This is a genomic window from Alteraurantiacibacter aestuarii (assembly GCF_009827405.1).
Lineage (GTDB): Bacteria > Pseudomonadota > Alphaproteobacteria > Sphingomonadales > Sphingomonadaceae > Alteraurantiacibacter > Alteraurantiacibacter aestuarii.
Genome location: NZ_WTYY01000001.1, coordinates 15,020 through 35,111 on the forward strand (window position 1 = coordinate 15,020; position 20,092 = coordinate 35,111).

Genomic DNA, 20,092 nt, shown 5'->3' on the forward strand with positions numbered 1-20,092 from the left:
CCTCAGGCTTGCATCAGTGCGCGGCGCACGGAACTTGCCACCTGGCGCGATGAACGTTGCAGGGCGGTGGGCGTGTCTGTGCCCCGCGGTGCGGAAAGGTTGATGGCCACGCGCACATTGCGCGAAGCGGACGCAGCGTCAGTTCCCGTCTCGATCCTTCCGGAACTTGTCGGAACGAATACTTCGGGGCCTCTCTCGCCCACCAGATAGGCACTGCCGGGCCCGACAGGACCGCCAGTGGCGCGGCCGGGCAGGCCAAGCAGAGAGCCAAACAGGCCTGACAACCCTCCGGCCAATCCCCCGCCTTGCTGCGATGATCCGAACAGATTGCTAATGCCCGAGGTCAGCGCCTGCGAGGCGATTTCATTCAAGGTCTGCATGGCCACGCGTTTCAGATCGTCGAACCCCAGACTGCCGCGCCGAAGAGCGGACAGCAGGCCGCGTTCCATGACATTGGCCGCGCGGGAAAACCCATCGACCAGGTTGGTATCGAGGGTGTTGCGCATGGCCTGAACATCGGCATTGAAGCCTTGCGTTCCCGCCCGCACTTCCACCATCAGCGTGTCGATTTCATCATCCATTTGCGTCGCGCTCCAGCAGGGCTTCAAGCTCGTTGCGGTTCAAACCCGTGTCGGCCTGGCCCTCTTCGATTGTGAAAATGGCCGTCAGCTCGGCCGGGGTTACGTTCCAGAAGTCATCGGGTTTCCAGCCGAACATGCGGGTGGTCAGACCGGCCAGGAACAATGCGCTGGTGGCCAGTGTCTGGCTCATGCGCTTCCTTGCAGGATCTGCTGCAGCAGGCTGCGCAGCGGTGTGGAGCAGGCCGCCAGGCCAGTTTCCATGACCGCATCGCCCATCTGCACCTGGCTGATATCGCCCCGGTCCTGACAGCAATGCCAGAACAGCGTGGCAATTTCCTGCAAGGCCAGACGGCCTTCGCCTGCACGTTCAACCAGTGCGAACAGCGGCCCGAGCTGCTCCTCCGCAGCAACCAGCGCGGCGAACGTCGGGCGCAGAATATGGCTGCGCCCACCGATGATGATCGAGGCTTCGCCACGTTGGGAGTTGGGCTGCGCATTGGGGGTGGGACCGCCAGCCGTCATGCCGGCAGGACCGCGCCCGAGCTTTCCAGCTGCATGGTATAATTGCGCTCGCCGTTGAAATCGCCGGCATAGTCCAGCCGCTGGACAAGGAAGCGACCCTGCAGTTTGGCACCGTCCTCGAAAGACAGTTCATAATTGTCGATCGTGCCGGCCAGCGCATGGGCGCGGATGGTGTTTTCGGCATCGCTGCCCAGGAAAATCCCGGCTGCGCTGACCGAGACGGAGCGCGTCCCGGCACCGGAGAGCAGATCGCGCCAGCCACCCGATTCCTTGTGAGTAATGACGACGCTGTCACCATTGATGGACATCTGTGTGGTGCGCAGACCGGCCACGGTCTGGTAGAAGGGCGGCTGTGCGCCGTCGCCGATCTTGAGGAGGAAGGCGGAGCCTTTCTGGGCTGTCATGGCAAATTCTCCGTATGGGTTGAAATCAGTCTTCGAGCAGGCGGAAGCGGTATTCGAGCAGCACCGCACGCTGATTGAGCGCGCGTTGTTCGGCGCGTGCGCGCAGGAAAGTGGTGTTCACGATCCTGAAGCCGTCCTGCACCGCAGGCAGGCTCTCGACCCGGCTCTCGATCTGCGGGACCAGCGATGCGCCGGTGTCAGGCGCATCGCCGCGCATGTGCAGTTCGATCGCGATGCGGATCTCGCGGCCCTTCTTGTCCTTCACGCTCCAGTCGGCGCTGGCACTGGCGACAATGCCAAGCCACGGCACGGCTATGCGCGACGGGGCCTCCTCGGTGATGGAATTCAGCGTGGAGGAGAGGAATGCGTCAGCGCGCAGCCAATCGACCAGCGCGGCGCGCAGGCGGGTTTCGAACATCTATCGATCCTTGGTGAATAGCGGCCAGAGCAGCCGGGGATTGCGCCACCGGGCGGGGTCGGCCCTGCTGGCACGAAGCTGGTTCTGCGCATGTGCCCGGGCCAGCGCGGTGGCCTTTTCGACCAGAGCTTTCGCAAACCCGCTGGTGTCGGTAATTCGCGCCGCAATCATATCAGGCGCAACCGGCGCCACGGGCTCCACAATGCGGCGATGGCGGCTGGCGGAACCGGCCGCGCCGCATCCATGTCTCGCTGGCGGTAGTTGTGCGCTGCCAGGCGAATAATGCCGTGGCGCAGTGCCTCGGGCAGGCTCTGCCAGTCCGGCGCAAGGCCAGCGGTGAAACGGACGGCAACCCGGCCACGAGGCGTTCGACTGCGCATGCGGATGCAGGCGCCGCCGTCGCCCTCAAGCTCTATCTCATAGCTATCAAGGTCGAGCGGGGTGCGGTTGCCTGCCACATCAATCATGTCGACCCCGGTGATCGACTGAACCGGATAGGTTGCCAGCTTCTGCCAGTCCGACCGTGCGGGGATCACTTCCTCGCACAGCGTGTCGATCGGCATCTGCCGGGTAAAGGCCTCGCACATGTCGAGCGCGGCGCGCAGCAGGCCGATCAGCGATGTATCGTCTTGCGGCGTGGTTATTGCGAGCCAGGACTTCAGCTCGTCTAGAGCGCCGGGAGCCAGGATCGCCGGGGCAAGGATTACCCGCATCATGGCGGCCTCCTATCTACAGGTTAAAAAGGTCGCACCCACGCCGCGGGGAGAGGGGATCCAGGTCGCGGCGTGGGTGCGGATGTTTGCTATCCCCAGACACCGGCGATGGCCCGTAGGGCCGCGCCAGGCGCCTGGGGGCGCAAACGAACTACGCTTCGATGCGCAGCAGCTTGATCGCCGCGCTATCGAGCACCTGTCCGCCCACACGCTTGGTGGCGTAGAAGTGGACGAAGGGCTTGTTGGTGAAGGGATCGCGCAGGATCTGCGTGGCGCTGCGTTCCGCGATCAGGTAACCGGCCTTGAAATTGCCGAATGCGATCGGGAATTCGCCAGCGGCCACATCGGGCATGTCCTCGGCTTCGATCACCGGATAGCCCAGCAGGCGGTCCGGCTGGCCTTCGACCATGCCCGGCTGCCACAGGAAGGCACCATCGGTGGTCTTGAGCTTGCGCACTTCGGACAAGGTCGAGGAATTCATCACCCAGCTGGCGCCCTGACGGTGGCCGGCCTTCATCGTGTGGACCAGATCGATCAGGCGGCTTTCCGGATTGGTGGCGAAGCCTGCCGCATCACCCGAACCGATATATTGCAGCGAGCCGAAGGGGCGCACGGCATCGCCAGCCAGCGAGACTGGCGAGGAAAGGAAGCCGAGCGGCTGATCCACACCGCTGCCGCCGACAAAGGCAGCACCTTCAGCGCGGGCAAATTCCATCGCGATTTCGCTGGCCAGCCAGCCTTCCAGATCGAAAGCGGCATCATCCAGCATGGACTGGCTTGCGGCCGGATTGGCGTACAGCTCACCGGTCGGCGGGGCGATCTCGGCAAAGTCGGGCGCTTCGGTGCCGGGACGTCCGGCAGTTTCGCCAACCCAGCCAGATGCCGTGCCACCGGTGGTGACAAGCTTGCGATAGCCGGCGCTGCCGACCTGGACGACCTGGGCGAGCTGGCGGATCGGGGAGATTTCCTTCAGCTCGCTGGCGATCATCGCATCGATTTCACGCGGGACGGCATAGCCGCCATCAGACGGCGTTACGCCAGAGATGGACTTGATCTCCGCTTCCGAGCCGCGGCGCAGATAGCCATCGATGAAGCCTTTGACTTCGGCACTGTTGCTGCTGGCACCTTCGATAGCGGGACGCGCGGCAGCGCGGCTGACCTTGTCGAGCCGGGCCTTCACTTCGTCGACATCGGAACGCAGCACCGTGATGGCCTTTTCGGCTTCATCCTGGCGGGTGACCAGATCGAAGCTGGCGGCCATCGCGTCGGTTTCGTTTTGCATATCCATTTGGGCATTCACCTTTTCTTGGGGAGGTTGGTTGGGGGGCACAAAAAAGGCCGCCCCATTGGCGGCCGGTCGAAGGGTTGTGGCGGCGCTTGTCACTGCACCATGTGCACGCGCGCGCCGTGTTGCAGGGGGTGGGTGACCAGGCTGATTTCGAACAGGTCGATGTCTTCCAGCACGCGGCCAGCGCCCGATCCGGTGTCCGGCATGGGGCGATATCCGCGGGCGCGGTAGCCAAAGCTCAGCCCGTTGGTTTCGCGGGCCAGCAGCGCGGCCACTGCCCGGCTGCCGGGATTGTCGATCGTGGCGATCACCCGCAGTCCGCGGTCATCCTCCTCGATCAGGCTGACAGTGCCGATGCGCTGTTCGGGCCGGTGCTGCCAATAGAGCGGAATGGGTTCCCGCCTCTGCGCCAGACTGCGCGAAAAGGCGCCGCGCACAATCACGTCGCGGGCGCCATCGGGAATGTCGAACAAGGCGGCATAGCCTGCGATGGACAGGCTCACCGCAACAGGTCCGTTGCGCCCAGGCGGAAGGCAATGCCAATCAGCAGCAGCGCCATCACGCCGCGTACGGCCCATTCGATCACTGCCTTGGATGCACTGGCCTTGGCTGCCCGCCAGGCGGCCAGCAGATCGCGCAGTTCATCAAGATCGTCCTGCGCGTTCTCATCCTCCAGGCCGAGGCGATAGAGCACCCGGTCGGCACCCATCTCGCTCGCCTCCTCGACAACCGCGCGCAGCGTGACGAGGTCTGTGCCCTGGCTGGAGGCCTGCGCCATCAGCTTCGCGAGCATGTCTTCATTGGTCATGATTTTCCTTTCGCCGGCTTGGCCAGACCAAGCATTTCACGTTTTTCACCATCTTCGAGGAAGTCCGCGGCGGACACCTGCGACCACAATTTCTCGCGATCTTCGGACAGGGCCGGAACACGGTCGAGATCGACGGCCAGCTGCATGCCGGGGAAGGAGGCGCGCAGCCCCTCCTCCAGACCGGAGAGGATCTTGCCGGTCAGCGGCAACAGGGTGAGCCTCCACAAGGCGCGATTGGCCTCGCGGTAATTGGAGTAGGTATTGTCACCCGGCAGGCCCAGCAGCATCGGCGGCACGCCAAATGCCAGCGCGATGTCGCGCGCAGCCGCCGCTTTCAGCTCGGCAAAGTCCATGTCCGCCGGGGAAAGCGAGAGGCTCTGCCATTTGAGGCCACCTTCGAGCAGCATCGGGCGGCCGGCATTGCCGCCCCCGGCATAGGCCTGGCTCAGTTCGGCCTTCAGCCGGTCAAACTGGTCGCTGGTCAATCCGCCGGCATCGGCGCCGCCATCATAGACCAGCGCGCCAGACGGACGGGCCGCGTTTTCCAGCAGGGCGCGGTTCCATTCGGCAGAGGCATTGTGGATCGCCACCGCCTGCGCCGCCGCGGTCAGGCAGCCTGCGCCATAATGATCGTCTGCCGGATGGAAGGCCTTGAGGTGGATCAGGCAGGGCCAGCCATTCTCGTCTTCCGCGGGAATGGTGATGGCGCGGTCACCCACCTTGTAGCGGTAGGAAGCTGGCCAGCCATTGTCGCCCGGCACCACCGTCACCCGCTCGGGCCGCAGGGCGAACAGTTCGACCGGATCGCCCGCACCATCGCGGATGATCTGGATAAAGCCATTGCCGTGCAGCAGCAGATGGGCAGCCAACGTTTCCAGCAGGGACTGGCCCGCACTGGTGGCGCGGACCAGCCGCAGCACCGCATCATCGGTTTGCTGGAGCGGAACGCTGCCGACGCTTTCCGAAACGATGCGAACCGCGCGCTGCGCCACCGGATTGTCCAGGAAGGCCCGGCCCACGTCGCGGCAGTAATCGAATGGCGCCCGCGCGCCGCCCGGCTCATGCGCCCACGACCAGGGCGAGGCGAAGCTGCGGGCAAGCGGAACGTGGCCCGCGCCCCCGCCCTTGAAGGCAGAGCGCAGGCTGTCGATGAAGGACATATGATTTTCCTTGTTCTGTGAAGTCACACGCGCAGCACGCGCGGATCACTGCGCGTGGTCAGCATTAATTCGCTAAGTGCCCAGACCAGCGCATCGGCGCGGTCCGGGCTTCGTCCGGGGCCTTCGTAACTGCCCCCGGCCATCAGTCCGCACAGCTGGTCTTCCAGCCGGGCGAACTGGCCGATGTGGTGCACGCGGCCTGCTTCATACAAAGCGGCGACAGGCTCTGCCCGGGCGGATTTGCCGCGGCTGGCATGAACCAGGCGGATCGGCATCTGGCAGTTCGCTGCGCGCAGCACGCTTTCCACCATCTGCCCGCCCTGATTGGCCTCTGCTACCACGCGGTCGGCGTTCCACGCCTGCATTGCGGCGGCCACGGCCTGTGCCCAGCGTTCCGGACTGGCCTTTGCAACCGAGCAATCGGCCAGCACCTTGCCATTGCCGCCTGCCGTAACTCCGGCGACAATGATGCCGCATTCATCACCCCGCGCCGAGGCAGGCGGATCGACCCCCACCACGATGCGGGTGATGTCCTCGCCCGGGGCCACCTCGCGGCAGCGGTCGAGCAGCGAGCGGCTCCACAATGCGCCTTCGATATCCTCCAGCAGTTCACCTTCGAGTTCCTGCCGCCCCAGTGCGGTGCGGCCAAACTGCTTGCGCATGGCTTTCAAAAAGCGCGTGGGCAGGTTTGCCCCGTTGTCCCACGTTCTGCCCTTGGTAACGGCGATGCTGCCGTCCCTGGCTTCATCCATCAGGCGGCGCATCAGCGGCACCGCGCGCGGCGTGGTGGTGGCCAACAGGCGCGGCCTCTCGCTCAGCCGCATGCCCAGCAGCAGATTGTCCCACGCCTGCACCGCGCGGTCGGAAGCATTGTCCCATTTGGCGATCTCGTCACACCATGCATGGCTGTGCTGCGGGCCGCGCAGGCTCTCCGGCTCGGCAGCCGAATAGAGGAAAGCCTGCGCCCCGTTGGCCCATGTCAGTCGTCGCAGCGACGATTCAAATCGTGGCGGCGGCCCATCACCGTGGCAGGCCAGGATACCGCTTTCGCCCTCCACCATGACAGCGCGCGCTTCGCCGATGGAGGACCCGACCAGCGCGATGCGGGCATCGGGATCGGAGCGGGCGATCTTGCCGACCCATTCCGATCCTGCTCGCGTCTTGCCGAAACCGCGCCCGGCACAGATCAGCCAGATTCGCCAATCCCCATCCGGGGGCAGTTGTTCGGGCCTGGCCCAATAGGACCAGTGCGAGAACAGTTGTTTGCGTTCGCCTTCCTCAAGACCAGCCAGGAAATCGGCACGCTGCGCAGGATCGCGGGTAATCAGCCAGCGCAGCCGCTCAATCGAGCCCATTGGTCGCCTGTTCGCCGTCCGCCAGCAGGATCTTCACCTGCGCCTCGCGCGCCCGGATCGCGTCGATCTTTTCGTTGAGTGAGGCGAGAATGCTCTCTTCATCCTGGTGCGAACGGATGGACCGTTCATGTGCCACCGTTTCCCGGTGATGCGTCAGCAGGCGCAGGGCATTGGCGATATCGAACTTGTTGTCATCCTTGCCTGTGCCAGCGCGCAGGCGGTGGAGCGTTTCCATTTCCAGATGCGCATATCCTTCGAGCAGCGCATCATACCAACTTGCGGCAAAGGCCGGTTCTTCCCGGCGCACCTTGTAGGCGCGGCTGGGGTTGATCCCGGCCATGCGCGCGGCGGCGCTGACGTTCGATGTTTCGGCCAGCGTATCGAGGAACAGGCCGCGCCAGTGTCGGTTGAGATTGTCCTTCTCGCCGACCTTGAACTGCGGTTTGATCTTGGTTGCCTTGGTCGCTGCCGTTCTTGCCTGTCCTGCCATATGACTCGCTTCATTCATGAGCTGCGGAGCGCGAACGAAAAAGGGCAGCCCTGCGGGGCCGCCCTTTCGAATCGCCTTATCTCGATGTTCCGTTTCTCTAACCAAAGAGTGTCACGATGTCAATATAAAAGTGCCAAATAGGTTATATAATCGCACTTGCATGGGTTCGCGCTGTGCCCTAACCGCCGCAATTCATCGCTGAACGGAGCGCCTATGACCTGGCTGCACGGCTTGTATGACTGGACGATGCGCAAGGCGGCTGATCCGCGTGCCGAATGGTGGCTGGCGCTGTTCGCATTCGTAGAGGCGAGTTTCTTCCCCATCCCGCCGCACCCGCTGCTGGGCCTTATGTGCCTGGCAGAGCCGAAGAAGGCTGTGCGCTTCGCCGCCATCGCCACCATTGCCTCTGTCGCGGGCGGCCTGCTCGGCTATGCGATTGGCTGGGGTGTCTACGATCTGGTCGGCGAATGGATGATAGAGGCGTTGGGGCTGACCGAAAGCTTCCCGGTCGCGCAATGTTACCTGACGCAGGAGCCGTGGGCGGTATTCTCCATCTTCGTGGCCAAGGGGGTTACGCCCATCCCCTTCAAGCTGCTGACGATCACCGCCGGCTTCGTGCATCTGCCGATCTGGCTGTTCCTGATCGCCAGCCTGCTTTCGCGCTCAATCAGCTTCATGATCGTGGGCGTGCTGTTCCGCCTGTTCGGAGCGCCGATCAAGCGCTTCATCGACAAGTACCTGTTGCTGGTCACTGCCGGTTTCGTGGCACTGGTGATCGGCGGTTTCCTGTTGATCGGCCTGCTTTCCGGCGGTGGTGAGGAAGGCGGCACCGGGCCTTGCGATCAGGTAACTGCTGTATCGCCAATGTAACTTGCCGGGTGCAGACGGGGAATTGGAGGGAGCCATGCAAAACATTCTGTTCTTGTGCACTGCCAATTCTGTCCGATCGGGCGGGCTGCTGGCATGAATAAGCACGCCCTCAGCCATCGCCTGTCGGCAGAGGCGTTGGGCAGCTTCTTCCTGTTTGCAGGCGTGCTGGGATCGGGCGTGATGGCGCAGACTCTGGCAGGCGGAAATCTGGCGGTGGCGCTGCTGGCCAACACGGTGGCGACATCGGCCATACTCTATGTGCTGATCGAGATGTTCGGCCCGATCTCGGGTGCGCATTTCAACCCGGCGGTGACACTGGCCTTCGCCATCCGCCGCGAATTCGCCTGGCGCGATGTGGCACCCTATGTGCTGGTGCAGATAGCCGCCGGAGCGATCGGCGCCTTTGCGGTGCATCTGATGTTCGATCTGCCGATCCTGCAATTCTCCGGCAGGGAACGCGCAGGCATTGGCCAGTGGACGGGCGAGCTGGTGGCCACCTTCGGGCTGGTGCTGGCGATACTGGTGATGCTGCGCCACCGGCCCGGCGTGGTTCCGGCGGTGGTGGCGCTGTATATTGGCGCGGCCTACTGGTTCACCTCATCGACCAGCTTCGCCAACCCCGCCATCACTATCGTGCGCAGCCTGTCAGACACGTTTGCGGGCATTGCACCCGCTGACGTGCCCGGATTTATCGCCGCGCAACTGGCAGGCATGCTGCTGGCGGTGGGCTGTGCAAGGCTGCTGCTGGGCAGGAGCGAGAGCTAGATAATCCCCACGGCCTTTCCGGCTCGTTCGAACATACCCAGAATCGTCTCGACCTGCGCTTCGCTGTGTTCGGCGCACAGCGAACAGCGCAGCAGCGTCATGTTTGCAGGCGTTGCCGGTGGGCGCGCCAGATTGACGTACAGACCTTCGCTCAGCAGCGCTTCCCACATGCCCGCACCGCGTTCCAGATCTGGCATGATGACGGCCACGATGGCGCTTTGCGGACTGTCCGTGCCCAGTGTGAAACCAAGTTCCTTCAAACCGCCATGCAGGCGCCGGGAATTCTCCCACAGATGCGCGCGCTTGTTGGAACCGTGCATCAGCTTGCGGATCGATGTGGCCGCCGTGGCCACCACGCTGGGTGGCAGCGAAGCGGTGAATACATAGGGCCGACAGACCAGCCGCATGATTTCGAACTTGGGGTGGTTGGACACGCAGAAGCCGCCCACCGTGCCCACGCTCTTGGAGAATGTTCCGATGATGAAATCGACGTCGTCGATAACGCCCTGTTCCTCGGCCACCCCGCGGCCATGCTCACCGATGAAGCCCATCGAATGCGCTTCATCCACCAGCACCATGGCGCCGCACTTCTTGGCCACCGCGACCATTTCCTTCAGCGGGGCGACATCGCCCATCATCGAATAGACGCCTTCGAGGACCACCAGCTTGCCCGCCCCTTCAGGAATGCGGCGCAGGCGCTTTTCCATCGCATCGATATCATTGTGCTTGAACGGCACGATCTCGGCATTGCCCATCGCACAGCCATCCCAGATGCTGGCGTGGCTATCGATATCCAGGACGACATAATCGCCCTTGCCGGCGATGGTCGAGATGATCCCGAGATTGGCCTGGTAGCCGGTGGAGAACACCATGGCATGATCCATGGCGTAAAAATCCATCAACGCCTGCTCGCATTCCTTATGACCCTGATACGTGCCGTTCAGAACGCGGCTGCCGGTGGTGCCTGCGCCGAAATTGTCCAGCGCATCCTTGCCCGCCTGGATCACGTCAGGATCGAAGGTCATGCCCATGTAATTATAGGTGCCCAGCAGGATGGTATCGCGCCCGTTGCAGATCGCCCGCGTGGGCGAGAGGACCTTTTCCATCACCAGTGAGAAAGGATCTTCCACACCGCTGGCCAGCAGGGTCTCCCGCATCCTGATCGTATCATCGAACTTCGAGAACAGATCGCGCGGTCCGTTGTCGACAACCGGTGGCTTGTCGGCCTGGGTTACGGCTTCACTCATGATGGGATTACTCGCCCTGCAACTTGGTAACGGCATCGACAAGCTGGCCATAGCTCTCGATCTCGGCCTGCTGGTTCATCGAGATGATGATGTCGAATTCGTCTTCGATCGCGGCCACGAAGTCCATCACCGTCAGGCTGTCAAATTCAAGGTCCCCGGCGAAAGTGGTGCTATCCTCGACTGCCACCGCCTTCTTGTTGAAGGGTTCGATGAGCGACCGGATTGTGCTGTCGACTGCGGCGCGATCCATGATGGTATTTCCAATCTACGTTAGGGGCAAAGTCCCTGGTGGCCATGTGCTGCCAAACCATTGCGGCGGAAAAGCGGCTCTTGCTATCGCTTGTCAAGCACTGCGCGCACTGGCAAGCCTTGCATTTGATGCAACAGACAGGGTGTGGGGGCATTATGTCACAACCGTCCGACACGCAGAATGCGCTCAAATCCGACTTGCCGGAATATACACCCAACGCAGTGCAGATGCTGCGCACCGTGCAGGTAAATTCGCTGGTCCTGTCGCAAATGGCGGACCAGAAAGCCTCCATCCTGATGGGCGCGACTTTTCTGGTTTTCTCGATATCGGTCAGCCGGTCGCTGGCTGGCCACCTTCCCTATTCGCTGGCGATTCTGGCGGTGTTCGCCTTCCTGAGCTCGCTCTGTGCAGTGATGGCCGTGCTGCCATCGGTGGGCAAAGCGCCACAGGGCGTGAAGCCCAACCTGATGTTCTTCGGCCATTTCAGCGAAATGGAGGAGGAAATATGGACTCAGAAAGTGCTCGATGAACTGCATCACGATGAACACGTGTTTCGCATGATGCTGCACGATATCTACCAGAACGGCCAGGTCCTGCAGCGCCGCAAATACCGCTATCTTTCGTATGCTTACCGCGTGTTTGTGGGCGGACTTTTCGTCACGCTCGCGGCCTTCGTGGTGGAGCTTGCTGCTTCCTGAGAATGCCGAACTCCAAGAGGGCCGCGCCCTGACGGTCAGGAGCCGACCAGACCCCTTACCGCCGCCATGAACGGGCCGATCGACACCGGCTTGGAAAGATATCCTTCGGCACCCAGCTCGCGAATACGCTCCTCATCGCCCTTGCCGGCATAGGCTGTCACCGCCAGCACCGGCACTTCGCACAGCTGTGCATCGCCCTTCATGCTGGCAATCAAGTCAAGGCCGGAAACGTCCTGCAGCTGGATATCCATCACCACCAGATTGGGGGCGAAACCGCGTGCACGCTCCAGCGCCATATTGCCATCGGCCACCGGCTCCACATCGAATCCGCCGGCCAGCAGCACATCGCAGAAAAGTTTCCGATTGAGATCGTTGTCCTCGACAACGAGGATTCGTTTCGTCATTGCGCCCCCGGGCTTCCTTTTACTGGAAGCTGTTCGCCTTCTGTCTAACGCTTCAACGGATCGCTGACAATTCATATACGTAAAGACACTCCTGCCGATTCGGCCGCTCTGGCGCTTTCCGCCCTCGGCTGGATATTGACGGATGATCGGCGCGCGCACCGGTTCATGGATTTGACGGGCCTGACACCCGAAGGCCTGCGTGCTACAATCACCGAAGCGGGAACGCACCGCGCCATTTTCGATTTTCTATGTGCCCATGAACCGGATTTGCTGGGCGCTGCCGATGCGCTGGGCATCCAGCCTGCGCAGCTGGTTGCAGCCAAGGAAAGACTTGCCCGATGAGCCGACCGCTGGTGATTACCGATTGCGATGAAGTGCTGCTGCACATGGTGCGTCATTTCCGCGATTGGCTGGGCGAGCAGCACGGCGTGGATTTTGAACTGGCGGGCAATAATTTCCTGCACGCGATGAAGCGCCGCGATTCGGACAGGCCGATGACCGAGGACGAGGTGTGGGAATTGCTTGGCCTGTTTTTCGATACAGAAATGGGACGCCAGACCCAGATTGCCGGATCGGTGCAGGCGATTGCCGAATTGCAGCGTGAGGCGGACGTGGTGGTGCTGACCAATCTGGTCGACAAGCGCAACGCCGCGCGCACGCAGCAATTGCGCGACTTCGGGATCGAGGCGCGGGTTTTCACCAATCAGGGTCCAAAGGGTGAGGCGTTGGGCCGGATCGTCCGGGAATATGGCCCGTCCCGCTCTGTCTTTATCGATGACATTGCCAATCATCACCAATCTGCGGCGGACGTGGTGCCGCAGGTCCACCGCCTGCATTTCTGCGGTGAACCTGCTATCGCTCCGCACGTGCCCTGTGCGCTTGAGGCGGGACACGCCCACGCACGGATAGACAGCTGGGACCAGGCTTTGCCGTGGATCCTTGGAACATTGCATGGAGAGGCCTGATGACAATTGAAGCGCGCCTTGCCGAACTCGGCATAGTCCTGCCCCAGGCAGCGGCGCCGGTCGCCAGCTACCAGCCGGTGGTCGTCGCCAATGGCCTCGCCCACATTTCCGGGCAGTTGCCATTTGTGGCAGGAGAACTGGTCAAGGGGCGACTGGGGGAAGATGTCTCGCTGGAACAGGGATATGATGCGGCGCGGGCCTGCGGGCTGATGATCATTGCCCAGATCAGGGCCGCGGGCATTGCGCTCGATAATGTGGCGCGGGTGGTCAAGCTGGGTGCCTTCATCAACTCCACACCCGATTTCACCGATCAGCCAAAGGTCGCCAATGGCGCTTCGGAGCTGATGTTCGAGGTGTTCGGCGACCTTGGCCGCCATGCCCGCAGCGCCGTGGGCGTGCCTGTATTGCCGCTGGGTGCGGCGGTTGAAGTGGATGCGATCATTGCCCTGGCGGCTGATTGACAGGCTGCGCGCTCCCGCGCCTGACCCGGACCGGGTCGGCTGGATGCTGCGCCACGTCTTTGCCCACCGCGCCCTGCATGGCGAGGGACGGGCGGAAAATTCCCCGGCTGCCTTTCGCGCGGCGATGGACGCAGGCCTGGGGATAGAATGCGATGTCAGGCGCAGCCGCGACGGGCGCGCGGTCGTGTTCCACGATGCCACGCTGGAGCGGCTGACAGGCAGCACGGGCGAAGTTGACCGCATGGTCATTGGCGAATTGACGCATGTTGCGCTGTCCGTGGGTGGAGAGACCATCCCGACCTTGCGCGACATGCTGGAACTGGTGGCAGGCAAGGTTCCAATCCTGCTGGAGCTGAAAAGCGATCCGGACAGGCAGGTGAACACATTATGCCGCGCGGTGCGGCGCGATCTGGAAGGGTATCAGGGTGACATTGCGGTGATGTCGTTCGACCCGCGCATTGGCCAATGGTTTGCCCGCAAGATGCCGCAGGTCCTGCGCGGCCTGGTGGTGACCGAACAGGAGCACCGGACCTATTCAGGGACCATCCGCCGCCACCGTGACCTGTGGACGGCGCGCGCGCAGTTCCTCGCCTATGATATTCGCGACCTGCCCAGCTCCTTTGCCGCGCGCCAGCGGGCCAGGGGTCTGCCGGTGCTGAGCTGGACCGTTTCGAGCCGTGCCCTGCGCGAGCGGGCGCAAAATCACGCCGATGCCCCGATTGCCGAAGGCGAAGGCCTCGCATGATGGCTGCACCGTCCCTAAATAGGCGGTAATGGCCCAAGGCGACCTTACAGCCCGCATCGCACCCAGCGTCAGCACTCTGGACGCGGCGCAGTGGGATGCGCTGTCCGGCGGCGGCAATCCCTTCATGACCCATGGTTTCCTCAGCGCGCTGGAGGATTCGGGCAGTGTGGGGGAGGGGACCGGCTGGCAAAGCCTGCCGATCGTGATCGAAGATGAAAATGGCACGCTGCTGGCGGCCCTGCCGGCCTATGGCAAAAGCCACAGTCAGGGCGAATATGTGTTCGACCATGCCTGGGCGGACGCCTGGCACCGGGCCGGGGGGAGCTATTATCCCAAGTTGCAGATCGCCGCTCCGTTCACGCCCGCCACGGGACCGCGCCTGCTGCTGAGCGATGAAAAATATGCCCTGCCGCTGCTGCGCGCGGCCGAGAGCCTGTGCCGCCAGAGCGAGTTGTCTTCTGCCCATGCAAGTTTTGTCGAGCCTGCCCAGCATGCGCTGTTCGAAAAGGCCGGCTGGCTTCGGCGCGAGGACATCCAGTTCCACTGGGAAAACCGCAACTATGCCAGCTTTGACGATTTCCTCGCCGTACTCGCATCGCGCAAGCGCAAGGCGATCCGCAAGGAACGCGCAGCGGCGTGCGAGGGTGTGGAGATTCGCCACTTCACAGGCGCGGATATCAGGCCGCAGCACTGGGATGCCTTCTGGCTGTTCTACCAGGATACCGGCGCGCGCAAATGGGGCACGCCCTATCTGACGCGGGAGGCGTTCGATCTGTTTGGCCAGCGCATGGGGGATAGCGTGCTGCTGATGCTCGCTTATCAGGACGGCATGCCGATTGCCGGAGCGCTCAACTTCATTGGCTCACAGGCGCTCTATGGCCGCTATTGGGGCTGCCTGGTCGACAAGCCCTTCCTGCATTTTGAACTGTGTTATTATCAGGCGATCGACGTGGCGATCGCCAGAGGACTTGAGCGGGTGGAGGCTGGTGCACAGGGCGGGCACAAGCTGGCCCGCGGCTATGAGCCGGTGGCGACCACTTCGATGCACTACATCGCCGATCCGGGATTCCGCGCTGCCGTGTCCGATTACCTCGAACAGGAACGGCGCGGCATTGCCATGGACCGGTTGCATCTGGGTGCGCACACACCCTTCCGCAAATCGTGATCAGGCCGCGTAGCGTGTTCCGATGGAGAGCCATTCGCGGGCCCGGCGCTGGGCTTCGGCAATCTCGCGAGCGGTCATCTCGTCGGAAATGTCGGCCCGGCACCATGATGCTTCCTCATGTCCGCGCGATGCCGCCAGGTTGAACCACTTGTGCGCTTCGATCAGGTCGCTATCCACGCCGTGGCTGCCTGTCGAATAGATCACGCCCAGGTCGAAATAGGCTGTTTCGTCACCGTCGGCAGCAGCTGCCAGACAGCGCGCCACCATCATGTCTGCGCCGCCAATATCGGCCGGCTGGATTTTTACGAACGTCTCGATCTTGGCAAGTTCCATGATCGTTTACCCCCATTAATGCCCGTGCATCTGATCTGCCCGGGCTTCGATAAGCCAGGGTTTTGACGAACATGGTCAAGAATTGGTTAACAGTGGGCCAACTGAATGCATTGGGCCCGGGGCAATCAGCAGGGCTTCTTCCCAATTGCCGCTTGTGCCGCTGGGGCGTGCACACTATAGGCCCGCCTCAAATCCCGCCTGGTTCAGGTAGCCGACAGACCCCATAGGGCAGGCGCTTCTCGACGCAGGGCAGGCCGGGAAGGATCAGGATGCGGAGTACTTCAATGGCGTCGGTTCCTCGGGACGACATCGATATTCTCACCAAGGCCAAGCGCGCCTTGCCCAGCGACTATTCGCCGAGCGAGGATGAGGAATATATGAGCCCAGCGCAGTTGAACTATTTCCGGGTTCTTCTGCTTGAGTGGAAAAAATCCATCCTCGCGGCCTCTGTCGGCACGCTGCAAAGCCTTCAGGACGGACCGATCCGCGAGCCCGATCTGAATGATCGCGCATCCTCTGAAACCGATTGGGGGATTGAGCTGCGGACACGTGATCGCCAGCGCAAGCTCATCGCCAAGATAGATTCCGCATTGCGACGGATCGAGGCGGGCGAATATGGCTGGTGTGAGGTTACCGGGGACCCGATCGGGATCAACCGGCTCATCGCCCGCCCGATCGCCACCATGACCGTGGAGGCGCAGCAGGCGCATGAACGGCGTGAAAAGATTTCGCGCGACGATTGACCCATTTCGGGACGGTTCTTGATAGGTGCCGCCCCGTTAACTGGCAGTTAGCCAATCCTGATGCATCTGCATTGGCGTGTTTTCGGGCACCTGGACACAGGGGCCAAGCCGAGGGTTGCCATAGTACGATGAGCAATGTCGATACCCGCCAGGTCAACCGTGACAGCCTGTTCCTGCTCGCGCAGTTGCGCGTGGACGGGCAGGACGCCATCCATCGGGTGAAGGTTCGCAATCTGTCGGCTGGCGGCATGATGGCGGAAGGCAAGGTCAACGTGTCTCGCGGCAAGCTGGTATCGGTCGAACTGCGCAATCTTGGCTGGGTTGAAGGCTCTGTGGCATGGGTTCAGGAAGATCGCTTCGGGATCGCCTTCATAGATGAGATTGACCCCAGGAAGGCGCGCGCACCGTTGAATGCGCCCGATAATAGCTGGCTCAGCACAGCTCACCGCCCGCCTGCTGCAGGTAAGCCGGTTGACAGCGACAAACTGCGCAAGATCTGACCGCTTCCGGCCATTGGCCAAAACGCGCGGTTGAAGCGCGCCACTGCCGCGCCTAATCCAAGGTATGGCAAACCGCTTTCGTGCTCTTCCCATCCTGCTGCTGGCGGCCTTTCTGGCCGGTTGCGGCGGCAATGATGATGGCACGTTCGATGTCGCCTTCATGGACAGCGAACAGAATCTGTTTTCCGATTCGGATCGGCTTTCGCTGGGCGGCCAGCATATCCGCGCTGCAACACAGGGTGGGCTGGTGGCGCTCGACCCGCAGGGCGAGGTGGTTCCGGCCATTGCAGACCGGTGGAATGTTACCGAAGGCGGGCGCATTTTCGTGTTTCGCCTGCGCGATGGCAGCTGGCCTGACGGCAGCGAGATGACGGCCGAAAGCGTGCGCCAGGCGCTGACCAAAGCGATTCGCAATCTGCGCGGTTCTTCGCTCGGCCTCGATCTGGCCCGTATCGATGAAGTGCGCGCCATGGCCGGACGCGTGGTGGAAATTCGCCTGTCGAGCGAGATGCCCGATCTGCTGCAATTGCTGGCCCAGCCAGAGCTGAGCCTGTCCAATCCCGGCGGCGGCACAGGCGCCATGAACCTTGTGCGCGATGATGACGGGGCGGTGCTTTCGCTCAAGTCCCCGCCGGAACGCGGACTGCCCATGACAGAAGACTGGCGTGACTATGTGCGCGACGTGCACATTCATGCCCTTGGCGCGCAGGAAGCCATCGATCGCTTCGAGGCCGGAGAGATCGAGGTTGTGCTGGGTGGGCGCATCGGTTCGCTGCCGCTGGCCGATACCGGCCCCTTGTCGCGCGGGACTGTGCGGCTGGACCCGACCATTGGCCTGTTCGGCCTGCAGGTGCGCCGCGCCCGGGGCGTGCTGGAGACACCCGAACTGCGCGAAGCCATTGCCATGGCGATTGATCGTCCCGCGCTTGCATCCCGGTTTAATATCGGCGGCTGGGTGCCCACCACGCGCGTGGTTGCTCCCGGCCTGCTCAACGATCCGGGGTATATTCAGGAAAGATGGACGGATAATTCGATCGATGAGCTGCGGCAAACCGCGGCTGGCAGGATCGCCCGCTGGCGGGCGGCTCAGGGGGGCGAGGCGGATGCAGAGGATCTCACCGTGTCGCTGCAAATCGGTGACGATCCGGGGCTGGCCATTCTGTTTGATGAGCTGAAGTCGCAACTGGCCAGGATTGGCGTGGCGCTGGTGCGAGCCGAGAGCGGGGAGGAGGCCGATCTGTCCCTGATTGACCGCGTGGCCCGCTATGGGGCGCCCTTGTGGTTCCTCAACCAGTTCAGCTGCTCGCTGGACCGCGGGCTGTGCAGCGAGGATGCGGACTTCCTGGTGGCAGAGGCGCTGGACGAACAGGATGCAGCGCAGCGATCGCGGTTGCTGTCCGATGCAGAGGCCGGTTTGCAGTTCGCCAATGTCTATATTCCCTTCGGTTCTCCGGTGCGCTGGTCGCTGGTGCGCGGCAATGTGGATGGCTTCATGGCCAACCGCTGGGGCTTCCATCCCTTGCCGGACATGGCTGTCATACCCAGATAAGGCACCTAAGGAGAATTACGCCGATGGATCAGCCGCAACGTCCCGTTCCGCTTCAGGCGCAATTGCCGCTGGGCAAGGATCCGCTTTCGATCCGCCGCCGGGTGGAAGCGATGGAGCAGGTGCTGGAGCGGTCCTTCGTGATACCCGGCATCAACCGGGCCGTGGGTCTGGATGCAATCATGGGACTGGTGCCCGTGCTGGGAGATATCCTGGCGGCGGCCATGGGCGGCTATATCGTGTGGGAAGCGCGCAATCTGGGCCTGCCCAAGTGGAAGCTGGCGCGCATGGCAGGCAATGTCCTGTTTGACAGCGCCGTGGGCGCAGTGCCGCTGGCGGGCGATTTCTTCGACTTCTTCTTCCGCTCGAACACGCGCAACCTGCGGATTATCAAGGCCCATCTGGACAAGCACCACCCGTCGTCGCGGATCATCGAGGGGTGAGTCTGGCCGAGGCACAGCGCCTCGACGCAGCCGATCCCTTGCGCGCCCGGCGCGCGCATTTCCGCCTGCCCGAGGGCATCACCTATCTTGATGGCAATTCGCTGGGCGCGCTTCCCGATGGTGCTCCCGCGCATATTTCCGGCGTGGTGGAGCGCGAGTGGGGCGAGGGTCTGGTGCGCAGCTGGAACGATGCCGGCTGGATCGACATGCCGCGCCGCGTGGGCACGAAGATCGCCCCGCTGATCGGCGCCGAGGCCGGGGAAGTGATCGCCTGTGACAGCGTATCGGTGAACCTGTTCAAGCTGATCTGGGCAGCGCTTTGCATGCGTCCTGAACGCAAGACCGTGCTGTCCGAACCGGGCAATTTTCCCACTGATATCTATATGTTAAATGGCCTGGCCGGGCGCGGACTGGCCGTGCCAAGGCTGGCTGCGGCGGACATGCTGGAGCAGGCGCTGGACAGCGATGTCGCCTTGCTGCTGCTGCCCCATGTTCATTACCAGACCGGCGCCATGCATGACCTGGCACGGCTGACCCGCGCGGCGCATGATGCAGGAGCGCTGGTGCTGTGGGACCTTTCGCATTCGGCGGGTGCGGTGCCGGTTGATCTGGCGTCTTGCGAGGCCGATTTCGCCGTGGGCTGCGGGTATAAATACCTCAACGGCGGACCGGGCGCGCCGGGTTTTGCCTATGTCGCACAAAGGCACCTCAAAGCGCTTGAACAGCCTCTGACGGGGTGGATGGGCCATTCAGACCCGTTCAGCTTCCGCGATGATTATGAGGCCGCACCTGGAATTGAAAAACTGCTGGCGGGCACCCCGTCGATCCTGGCGCTGGCGGCGCTGGAACATGGGGCGGAGTTGATTGCCGACATTGGCGTTGCAGCACTGGTGGCAAAATCGCGCGCGCTGTCAGAATTCACGCGGCAGGCTGCGGCGCGGATCATTCCCGAATTGCCGTGCATCAGTCCTGCCGATCCGGCAGCGCGGGGCAGCCAGCTTTCGTGGCGGCATGATAGTGCCTTTGCACTGTCACAGGCGCTGATTGCGCGCGGCGTTATCGGCGATTTCCGCACGCCCGATGTTTTGCGTTTCGGCTTTGCCCCGGCCTATAATTCCTTCGCCGATTGCTGGCATGCGCTGGAGCAGTTGCGCGCAGTGCTGGACAGCGGGGAATGGCAGCGGGAGGAATTCAACCGCCGCGGCAGGGTGACCTGAC

The 20,092-nt window shown here is 62.8% G+C and carries 29 protein-coding genes; 13 read left to right on the forward strand and 16 right to left on the reverse strand.

The features are described 5' to 3' along the window. Window positions 1–2: 2 nt before the first annotated feature. The 12 genes from GRI32_RS00080 to GRI32_RS00135 form a co-directional block, all read right to left on the reverse strand. Window positions 3–581: a tail tape measure protein gene (locus GRI32_RS00080; RefSeq protein WP_160589105.1), complete on the reverse strand. Its 579-nt coding sequence runs from the start codon at window positions 579–581 to the stop codon at window positions 3–5. After that, entirely contained in the window at window positions 574–771 is a 198-nt protein-coding gene (locus GRI32_RS00085; RefSeq protein WP_160589106.1) for a phage tail assembly chaperone, read from the reverse strand. Before GRI32_RS00085 ends, GRI32_RS00080 begins: the two co-directional genes overlap by 8 nt. After that, window positions 768–1,103: a gene transfer agent family protein gene (locus tag GRI32_RS00090; RefSeq protein ID WP_160589107.1), complete on the reverse strand. Its 336-nt coding sequence runs from the start codon at window positions 1,101–1,103 to the stop codon at window positions 768–770. The genes GRI32_RS00085 and GRI32_RS00090 overlap by 4 nt, the downstream gene beginning before the upstream one ends. Then, entirely contained in the window at window positions 1,100–1,507 is a 408-nt protein-coding gene (locus GRI32_RS00095; RefSeq protein WP_160589108.1) for a phage tail tube protein, read from the reverse strand. The genes GRI32_RS00090 and GRI32_RS00095 overlap by 4 nt, the downstream gene beginning before the upstream one ends. A 25-nt stretch (window positions 1,508–1,532) precedes the next feature. Beyond that, window positions 1,533–1,925: a tail completion protein gp17 gene (gene gp17, locus GRI32_RS00100; protein WP_160589109.1), complete on the reverse strand. Its 393-nt coding sequence runs from the start codon at window positions 1,923–1,925 to the stop codon at window positions 1,533–1,535. Between the two features lie 167 nt (window positions 1,926–2,092). Continuing rightward, the gene (locus tag GRI32_RS00105; protein ID WP_160589110.1) at window positions 2,093–2,641 is read right to left on the reverse strand and encodes a head-tail connector protein; all 549 of its coding nucleotides are present in this window, start codon (window positions 2,639–2,641) and stop codon (window positions 2,093–2,095) included. Between the two features lie 148 nt (window positions 2,642–2,789). Next, window positions 2,790–3,926, reverse strand: coding sequence for a phage major capsid protein (locus GRI32_RS00110; RefSeq protein ID WP_160589111.1), 1,137 nt, complete (start codon window positions 3,924–3,926; stop codon window positions 2,790–2,792). Window positions 3,927–4,018: 92 nt separating this feature from the next. Beyond that, window positions 4,019–4,423, reverse strand: a complete 405-nt coding sequence (locus GRI32_RS00115; protein ID WP_237437327.1) for an HK97 family phage prohead protease — start codon at window positions 4,421–4,423, stop codon at window positions 4,019–4,021. Window positions 4,424–4,425: 2 nt separating this feature from the next. Beyond that, window positions 4,426–4,734, reverse strand: coding sequence for a DUF6127 family protein (locus GRI32_RS00120; RefSeq protein WP_160589113.1), 309 nt, complete (start codon window positions 4,732–4,734; stop codon window positions 4,426–4,428). Continuing rightward, window positions 4,731–5,894 (reverse strand): phage portal protein, encoded by a 1,164-nt coding sequence (locus tag GRI32_RS00125; RefSeq protein WP_160589114.1) that lies wholly within the window; start codon window positions 5,892–5,894, stop codon window positions 4,731–4,733. Before GRI32_RS00125 ends, GRI32_RS00120 begins: the two co-directional genes overlap by 4 nt. Window positions 5,895–5,917: 23 nt before the next feature. Further along, entirely contained in the window at window positions 5,918–7,249 is a 1,332-nt protein-coding gene (locus tag GRI32_RS00130; protein ID WP_160589115.1) for a DNA-packaging protein, read from the reverse strand. Further along, window positions 7,236–7,739 carry a hypothetical protein gene (locus GRI32_RS00135; protein ID WP_160589116.1) on the reverse strand — a complete coding sequence of 168 codons (504 nt, stop codon included), beginning with the start codon at window positions 7,737–7,739 and terminating at the stop codon, window positions 7,236–7,238. The genes GRI32_RS00130 and GRI32_RS00135 overlap by 14 nt, the downstream gene beginning before the upstream one ends. A gap of 213 nt (window positions 7,740–7,952) precedes the next feature. On the opposite strand from GRI32_RS00135, the gene GRI32_RS00140 reads away from it, so the two are divergent. Together GRI32_RS00140 and GRI32_RS00145 are read left to right on the forward strand one after the other, a co-directional pair. Continuing rightward, window positions 7,953–8,609: a YqaA family protein gene (locus GRI32_RS00140; RefSeq protein WP_160589117.1), complete on the forward strand. Its 657-nt coding sequence runs from the start codon at window positions 7,953–7,955 to the stop codon at window positions 8,607–8,609. A gap of 93 nt (window positions 8,610–8,702) precedes the next feature. Continuing rightward, a complete protein-coding gene (locus GRI32_RS00145; RefSeq protein WP_160589118.1) occupies window positions 8,703–9,374 on the forward strand; it encodes an aquaporin in 672 nt (223 codons plus the stop codon). Here GRI32_RS00145 and spt read toward each other — a convergent pair. Together spt and GRI32_RS00155 are read right to left on the reverse strand one after the other, a co-directional pair. Beyond that, the gene (spt, locus tag GRI32_RS00150) at window positions 9,371–10,621 is read right to left on the reverse strand and encodes a serine palmitoyltransferase (RefSeq protein WP_160589119.1); all 1,251 of its coding nucleotides are present in this window, start codon (window positions 10,619–10,621) and stop codon (window positions 9,371–9,373) included. The two genes, GRI32_RS00145 and spt, sit on opposite strands and share 4 nt — an antisense overlap. 7 nt (window positions 10,622–10,628) lie before the next feature. Then, window positions 10,629–10,871, reverse strand: a complete 243-nt coding sequence (locus tag GRI32_RS00155) for an acyl carrier protein (RefSeq protein WP_160589120.1) — start codon at window positions 10,869–10,871, stop codon at window positions 10,629–10,631. 155 nt (window positions 10,872–11,026) lie between these two features. Here GRI32_RS00155 and GRI32_RS00160 point away from each other — a divergent pair, with 155 nt between their 5' ends. Then, window positions 11,027–11,569, forward strand: a complete 543-nt coding sequence (locus tag GRI32_RS00160) for a Pycsar system effector family protein (RefSeq protein ID WP_160589121.1) — start codon at window positions 11,027–11,029, stop codon at window positions 11,567–11,569. 35 nt (window positions 11,570–11,604) lie between these two features. Here GRI32_RS00160 and GRI32_RS00165 read toward each other — a convergent pair whose 3' ends face one another. Then, window positions 11,605–11,973, reverse strand: coding sequence for a response regulator (locus GRI32_RS00165; RefSeq protein ID WP_160589122.1), 369 nt, complete (start codon window positions 11,971–11,973; stop codon window positions 11,605–11,607). A 108-nt stretch (window positions 11,974–12,081) separates the two neighbouring features. On the opposite strand from GRI32_RS00165, the gene GRI32_RS00170 reads away from it, so the two are divergent. The 5 genes from GRI32_RS00170 to GRI32_RS00190 are packed head-to-tail and all read left to right on the forward strand — an operon-like array spanning window position 12,082 to window position 15,309. Next, window positions 12,082–12,315 (forward strand): DUF3572 family protein, encoded by a 234-nt coding sequence (locus tag GRI32_RS00170; protein WP_160589537.1) that lies wholly within the window; start codon window positions 12,082–12,084, stop codon window positions 12,313–12,315. Then, window positions 12,312–12,938 carry a 5'-nucleotidase gene (locus GRI32_RS00175; protein WP_160589123.1) on the forward strand — a complete coding sequence of 209 codons (627 nt, stop codon included), beginning with the start codon at window positions 12,312–12,314 and terminating at the stop codon, window positions 12,936–12,938. Before GRI32_RS00170 ends, GRI32_RS00175 begins: the two co-directional genes overlap by 4 nt. Beyond that, on the forward strand, window positions 12,938–13,399 hold the full coding sequence (locus GRI32_RS00180) for a RidA family protein (protein WP_202385871.1): 462 nt from the start codon (window positions 12,938–12,940) through the stop codon (window positions 13,397–13,399). Before GRI32_RS00175 ends, GRI32_RS00180 begins: the two co-directional genes overlap by 1 nt. Continuing rightward, window positions 13,371–14,144, forward strand: coding sequence for a glycerophosphodiester phosphodiesterase family protein (locus GRI32_RS00185; protein ID WP_160589124.1), 774 nt, complete (start codon window positions 13,371–13,373; stop codon window positions 14,142–14,144). Before GRI32_RS00180 ends, GRI32_RS00185 begins: the two co-directional genes overlap by 29 nt. A gap of 28 nt (window positions 14,145–14,172) precedes the next feature. Then, complete coding sequence (locus GRI32_RS00190) at window positions 14,173–15,309, forward strand: GNAT family N-acetyltransferase (RefSeq protein WP_160589125.1); 1,137 nt, start codon at window positions 14,173–14,175, stop codon at window positions 15,307–15,309. On the opposite strand, the gene GRI32_RS00195 is transcribed toward GRI32_RS00190, so the two are convergent. Continuing rightward, window positions 15,310–15,642, reverse strand: a complete 333-nt coding sequence (locus GRI32_RS00195) for an SEL1-like repeat protein (RefSeq protein ID WP_160589126.1) — start codon at window positions 15,640–15,642, stop codon at window positions 15,310–15,312. Between the two features lie 284 nt (window positions 15,643–15,926). On the opposite strand from GRI32_RS00195, the gene dksA reads away from it, so the two are divergent. From dksA to kynU, 5 genes are all read left to right on the forward strand, one after another. Then, window positions 15,927–16,385 (forward strand): RNA polymerase-binding protein DksA, encoded by a 459-nt coding sequence (gene dksA / locus GRI32_RS00200; protein ID WP_160589127.1) that lies wholly within the window; start codon window positions 15,927–15,929, stop codon window positions 16,383–16,385. A 128-nt stretch (window positions 16,386–16,513) separates the two neighbouring features. Beyond that, window positions 16,514–16,885 carry a PilZ domain-containing protein gene (locus GRI32_RS00205; RefSeq protein ID WP_160589128.1) on the forward strand — a complete coding sequence of 124 codons (372 nt, stop codon included), beginning with the start codon at window positions 16,514–16,516 and terminating at the stop codon, window positions 16,883–16,885. A gap of 64 nt (window positions 16,886–16,949) precedes the next feature. After that, a complete protein-coding gene (locus GRI32_RS00210; RefSeq protein WP_202385872.1) occupies window positions 16,950–18,434 on the forward strand; it encodes an ABC transporter substrate-binding protein in 1,485 nt (494 codons plus the stop codon). 23 nt (window positions 18,435–18,457) lie between these two features. Beyond that, a complete protein-coding gene (locus GRI32_RS00215) occupies window positions 18,458–18,874 on the forward strand; it encodes a DUF4112 domain-containing protein (RefSeq protein ID WP_160589129.1) in 417 nt (138 codons plus the stop codon). Beyond that, window positions 18,871–20,091, forward strand: a complete 1,221-nt coding sequence (gene kynU / locus GRI32_RS00220) for a kynureninase (protein WP_160589130.1) — start codon at window positions 18,871–18,873, stop codon at window positions 20,089–20,091. Before GRI32_RS00215 ends, kynU begins: the two co-directional genes overlap by 4 nt. Window position 20,092: the final 1 nt, after the last annotated feature.

Coding starts and splice junctions, on each gene's coding strand:
- GRI32_RS00080 (WP_160589105.1), bottom strand. CDS start 581: ATGGATGATGAAATCGACACGCTGATGGTGGAAGTGCGGGCGGGAACG.
- GRI32_RS00085 (WP_160589106.1), bottom strand. CDS start 771: ATGAGCCAGACACTGGCCACCAGCGCATTGTTCCTGGCCGGTCTGACC.
- GRI32_RS00090 (WP_160589107.1), bottom strand. CDS start 1,103: ATGACGGCTGGCGGTCCCACCCCCAATGCGCAGCCCAACTCCCAACGT.
- GRI32_RS00095 (WP_160589108.1), bottom strand. CDS start 1,507: ATGACAGCCCAGAAAGGCTCCGCCTTCCTCCTCAAGATCGGCGACGGC.
- gp17 (WP_160589109.1), bottom strand. CDS start 1,925: ATGTTCGAAACCCGCCTGCGCGCCGCGCTGGTCGATTGGCTGCGCGCT.
- GRI32_RS00105 (WP_160589110.1), bottom strand. CDS start 2,641: ATGATGCGGGTAATCCTTGCCCCGGCGATCCTGGCTCCCGGCGCTCTA.
- GRI32_RS00110 (WP_160589111.1), bottom strand. CDS start 3,926: ATGGATATGCAAAACGAAACCGACGCGATGGCCGCCAGCTTCGATCTG.
- GRI32_RS00120 (WP_160589113.1), bottom strand. CDS start 4,734: ATGACCAATGAAGACATGCTCGCGAAGCTGATGGCGCAGGCCTCCAGC.
- GRI32_RS00125 (WP_160589114.1), bottom strand. CDS start 5,894: ATGTCCTTCATCGACAGCCTGCGCTCTGCCTTCAAGGGCGGGGGCGCG.
- GRI32_RS00130 (WP_160589115.1), bottom strand. CDS start 7,249: ATGGGCTCGATTGAGCGGCTGCGCTGGCTGATTACCCGCGATCCTGCG.
- GRI32_RS00135 (WP_160589116.1), bottom strand. CDS start 7,739: ATGGCAGGACAGGCAAGAACGGCAGCGACCAAGGCAACCAAGATCAAA.
- GRI32_RS00140 (WP_160589117.1), top strand. CDS start 7,953: ATGACCTGGCTGCACGGCTTGTATGACTGGACGATGCGCAAGGCGGCT.
- GRI32_RS00145 (WP_160589118.1), top strand. CDS start 8,703: ATGAATAAGCACGCCCTCAGCCATCGCCTGTCGGCAGAGGCGTTGGGC.
- spt (WP_160589119.1), bottom strand. CDS start 10,621: ATGAGTGAAGCCGTAACCCAGGCCGACAAGCCACCGGTTGTCGACAAC.
- GRI32_RS00155 (WP_160589120.1), bottom strand. CDS start 10,871: ATGGATCGCGCCGCAGTCGACAGCACAATCCGGTCGCTCATCGAACCC.
- GRI32_RS00160 (WP_160589121.1), top strand. CDS start 11,027: ATGTCACAACCGTCCGACACGCAGAATGCGCTCAAATCCGACTTGCCG.
- GRI32_RS00165 (WP_160589122.1), bottom strand. CDS start 11,973: ATGACGAAACGAATCCTCGTTGTCGAGGACAACGATCTCAATCGGAAA.
- GRI32_RS00175 (WP_160589123.1), top strand. CDS start 12,312: ATGAGCCGACCGCTGGTGATTACCGATTGCGATGAAGTGCTGCTGCAC.
- GRI32_RS00180 (WP_202385871.1), top strand. CDS start 12,938: ATGACAATTGAAGCGCGCCTTGCCGAACTCGGCATAGTCCTGCCCCAG.
- GRI32_RS00185 (WP_160589124.1), top strand. CDS start 13,371: ATGCGATCATTGCCCTGGCGGCTGATTGACAGGCTGCGCGCTCCCGCG.
- GRI32_RS00190 (WP_160589125.1), top strand. CDS start 14,173: ATGGCCCAAGGCGACCTTACAGCCCGCATCGCACCCAGCGTCAGCACT.
- GRI32_RS00195 (WP_160589126.1), bottom strand. CDS start 15,642: ATGGAACTTGCCAAGATCGAGACGTTCGTAAAAATCCAGCCGGCCGAT.
- dksA (WP_160589127.1), top strand. CDS start 15,927: ATGGCGTCGGTTCCTCGGGACGACATCGATATTCTCACCAAGGCCAAG.
- GRI32_RS00205 (WP_160589128.1), top strand. CDS start 16,514: ATGAGCAATGTCGATACCCGCCAGGTCAACCGTGACAGCCTGTTCCTG.
- GRI32_RS00210 (WP_202385872.1), top strand. CDS start 16,950: ATGGCAAACCGCTTTCGTGCTCTTCCCATCCTGCTGCTGGCGGCCTTT.
- GRI32_RS00215 (WP_160589129.1), top strand. CDS start 18,458: ATGGATCAGCCGCAACGTCCCGTTCCGCTTCAGGCGCAATTGCCGCTG.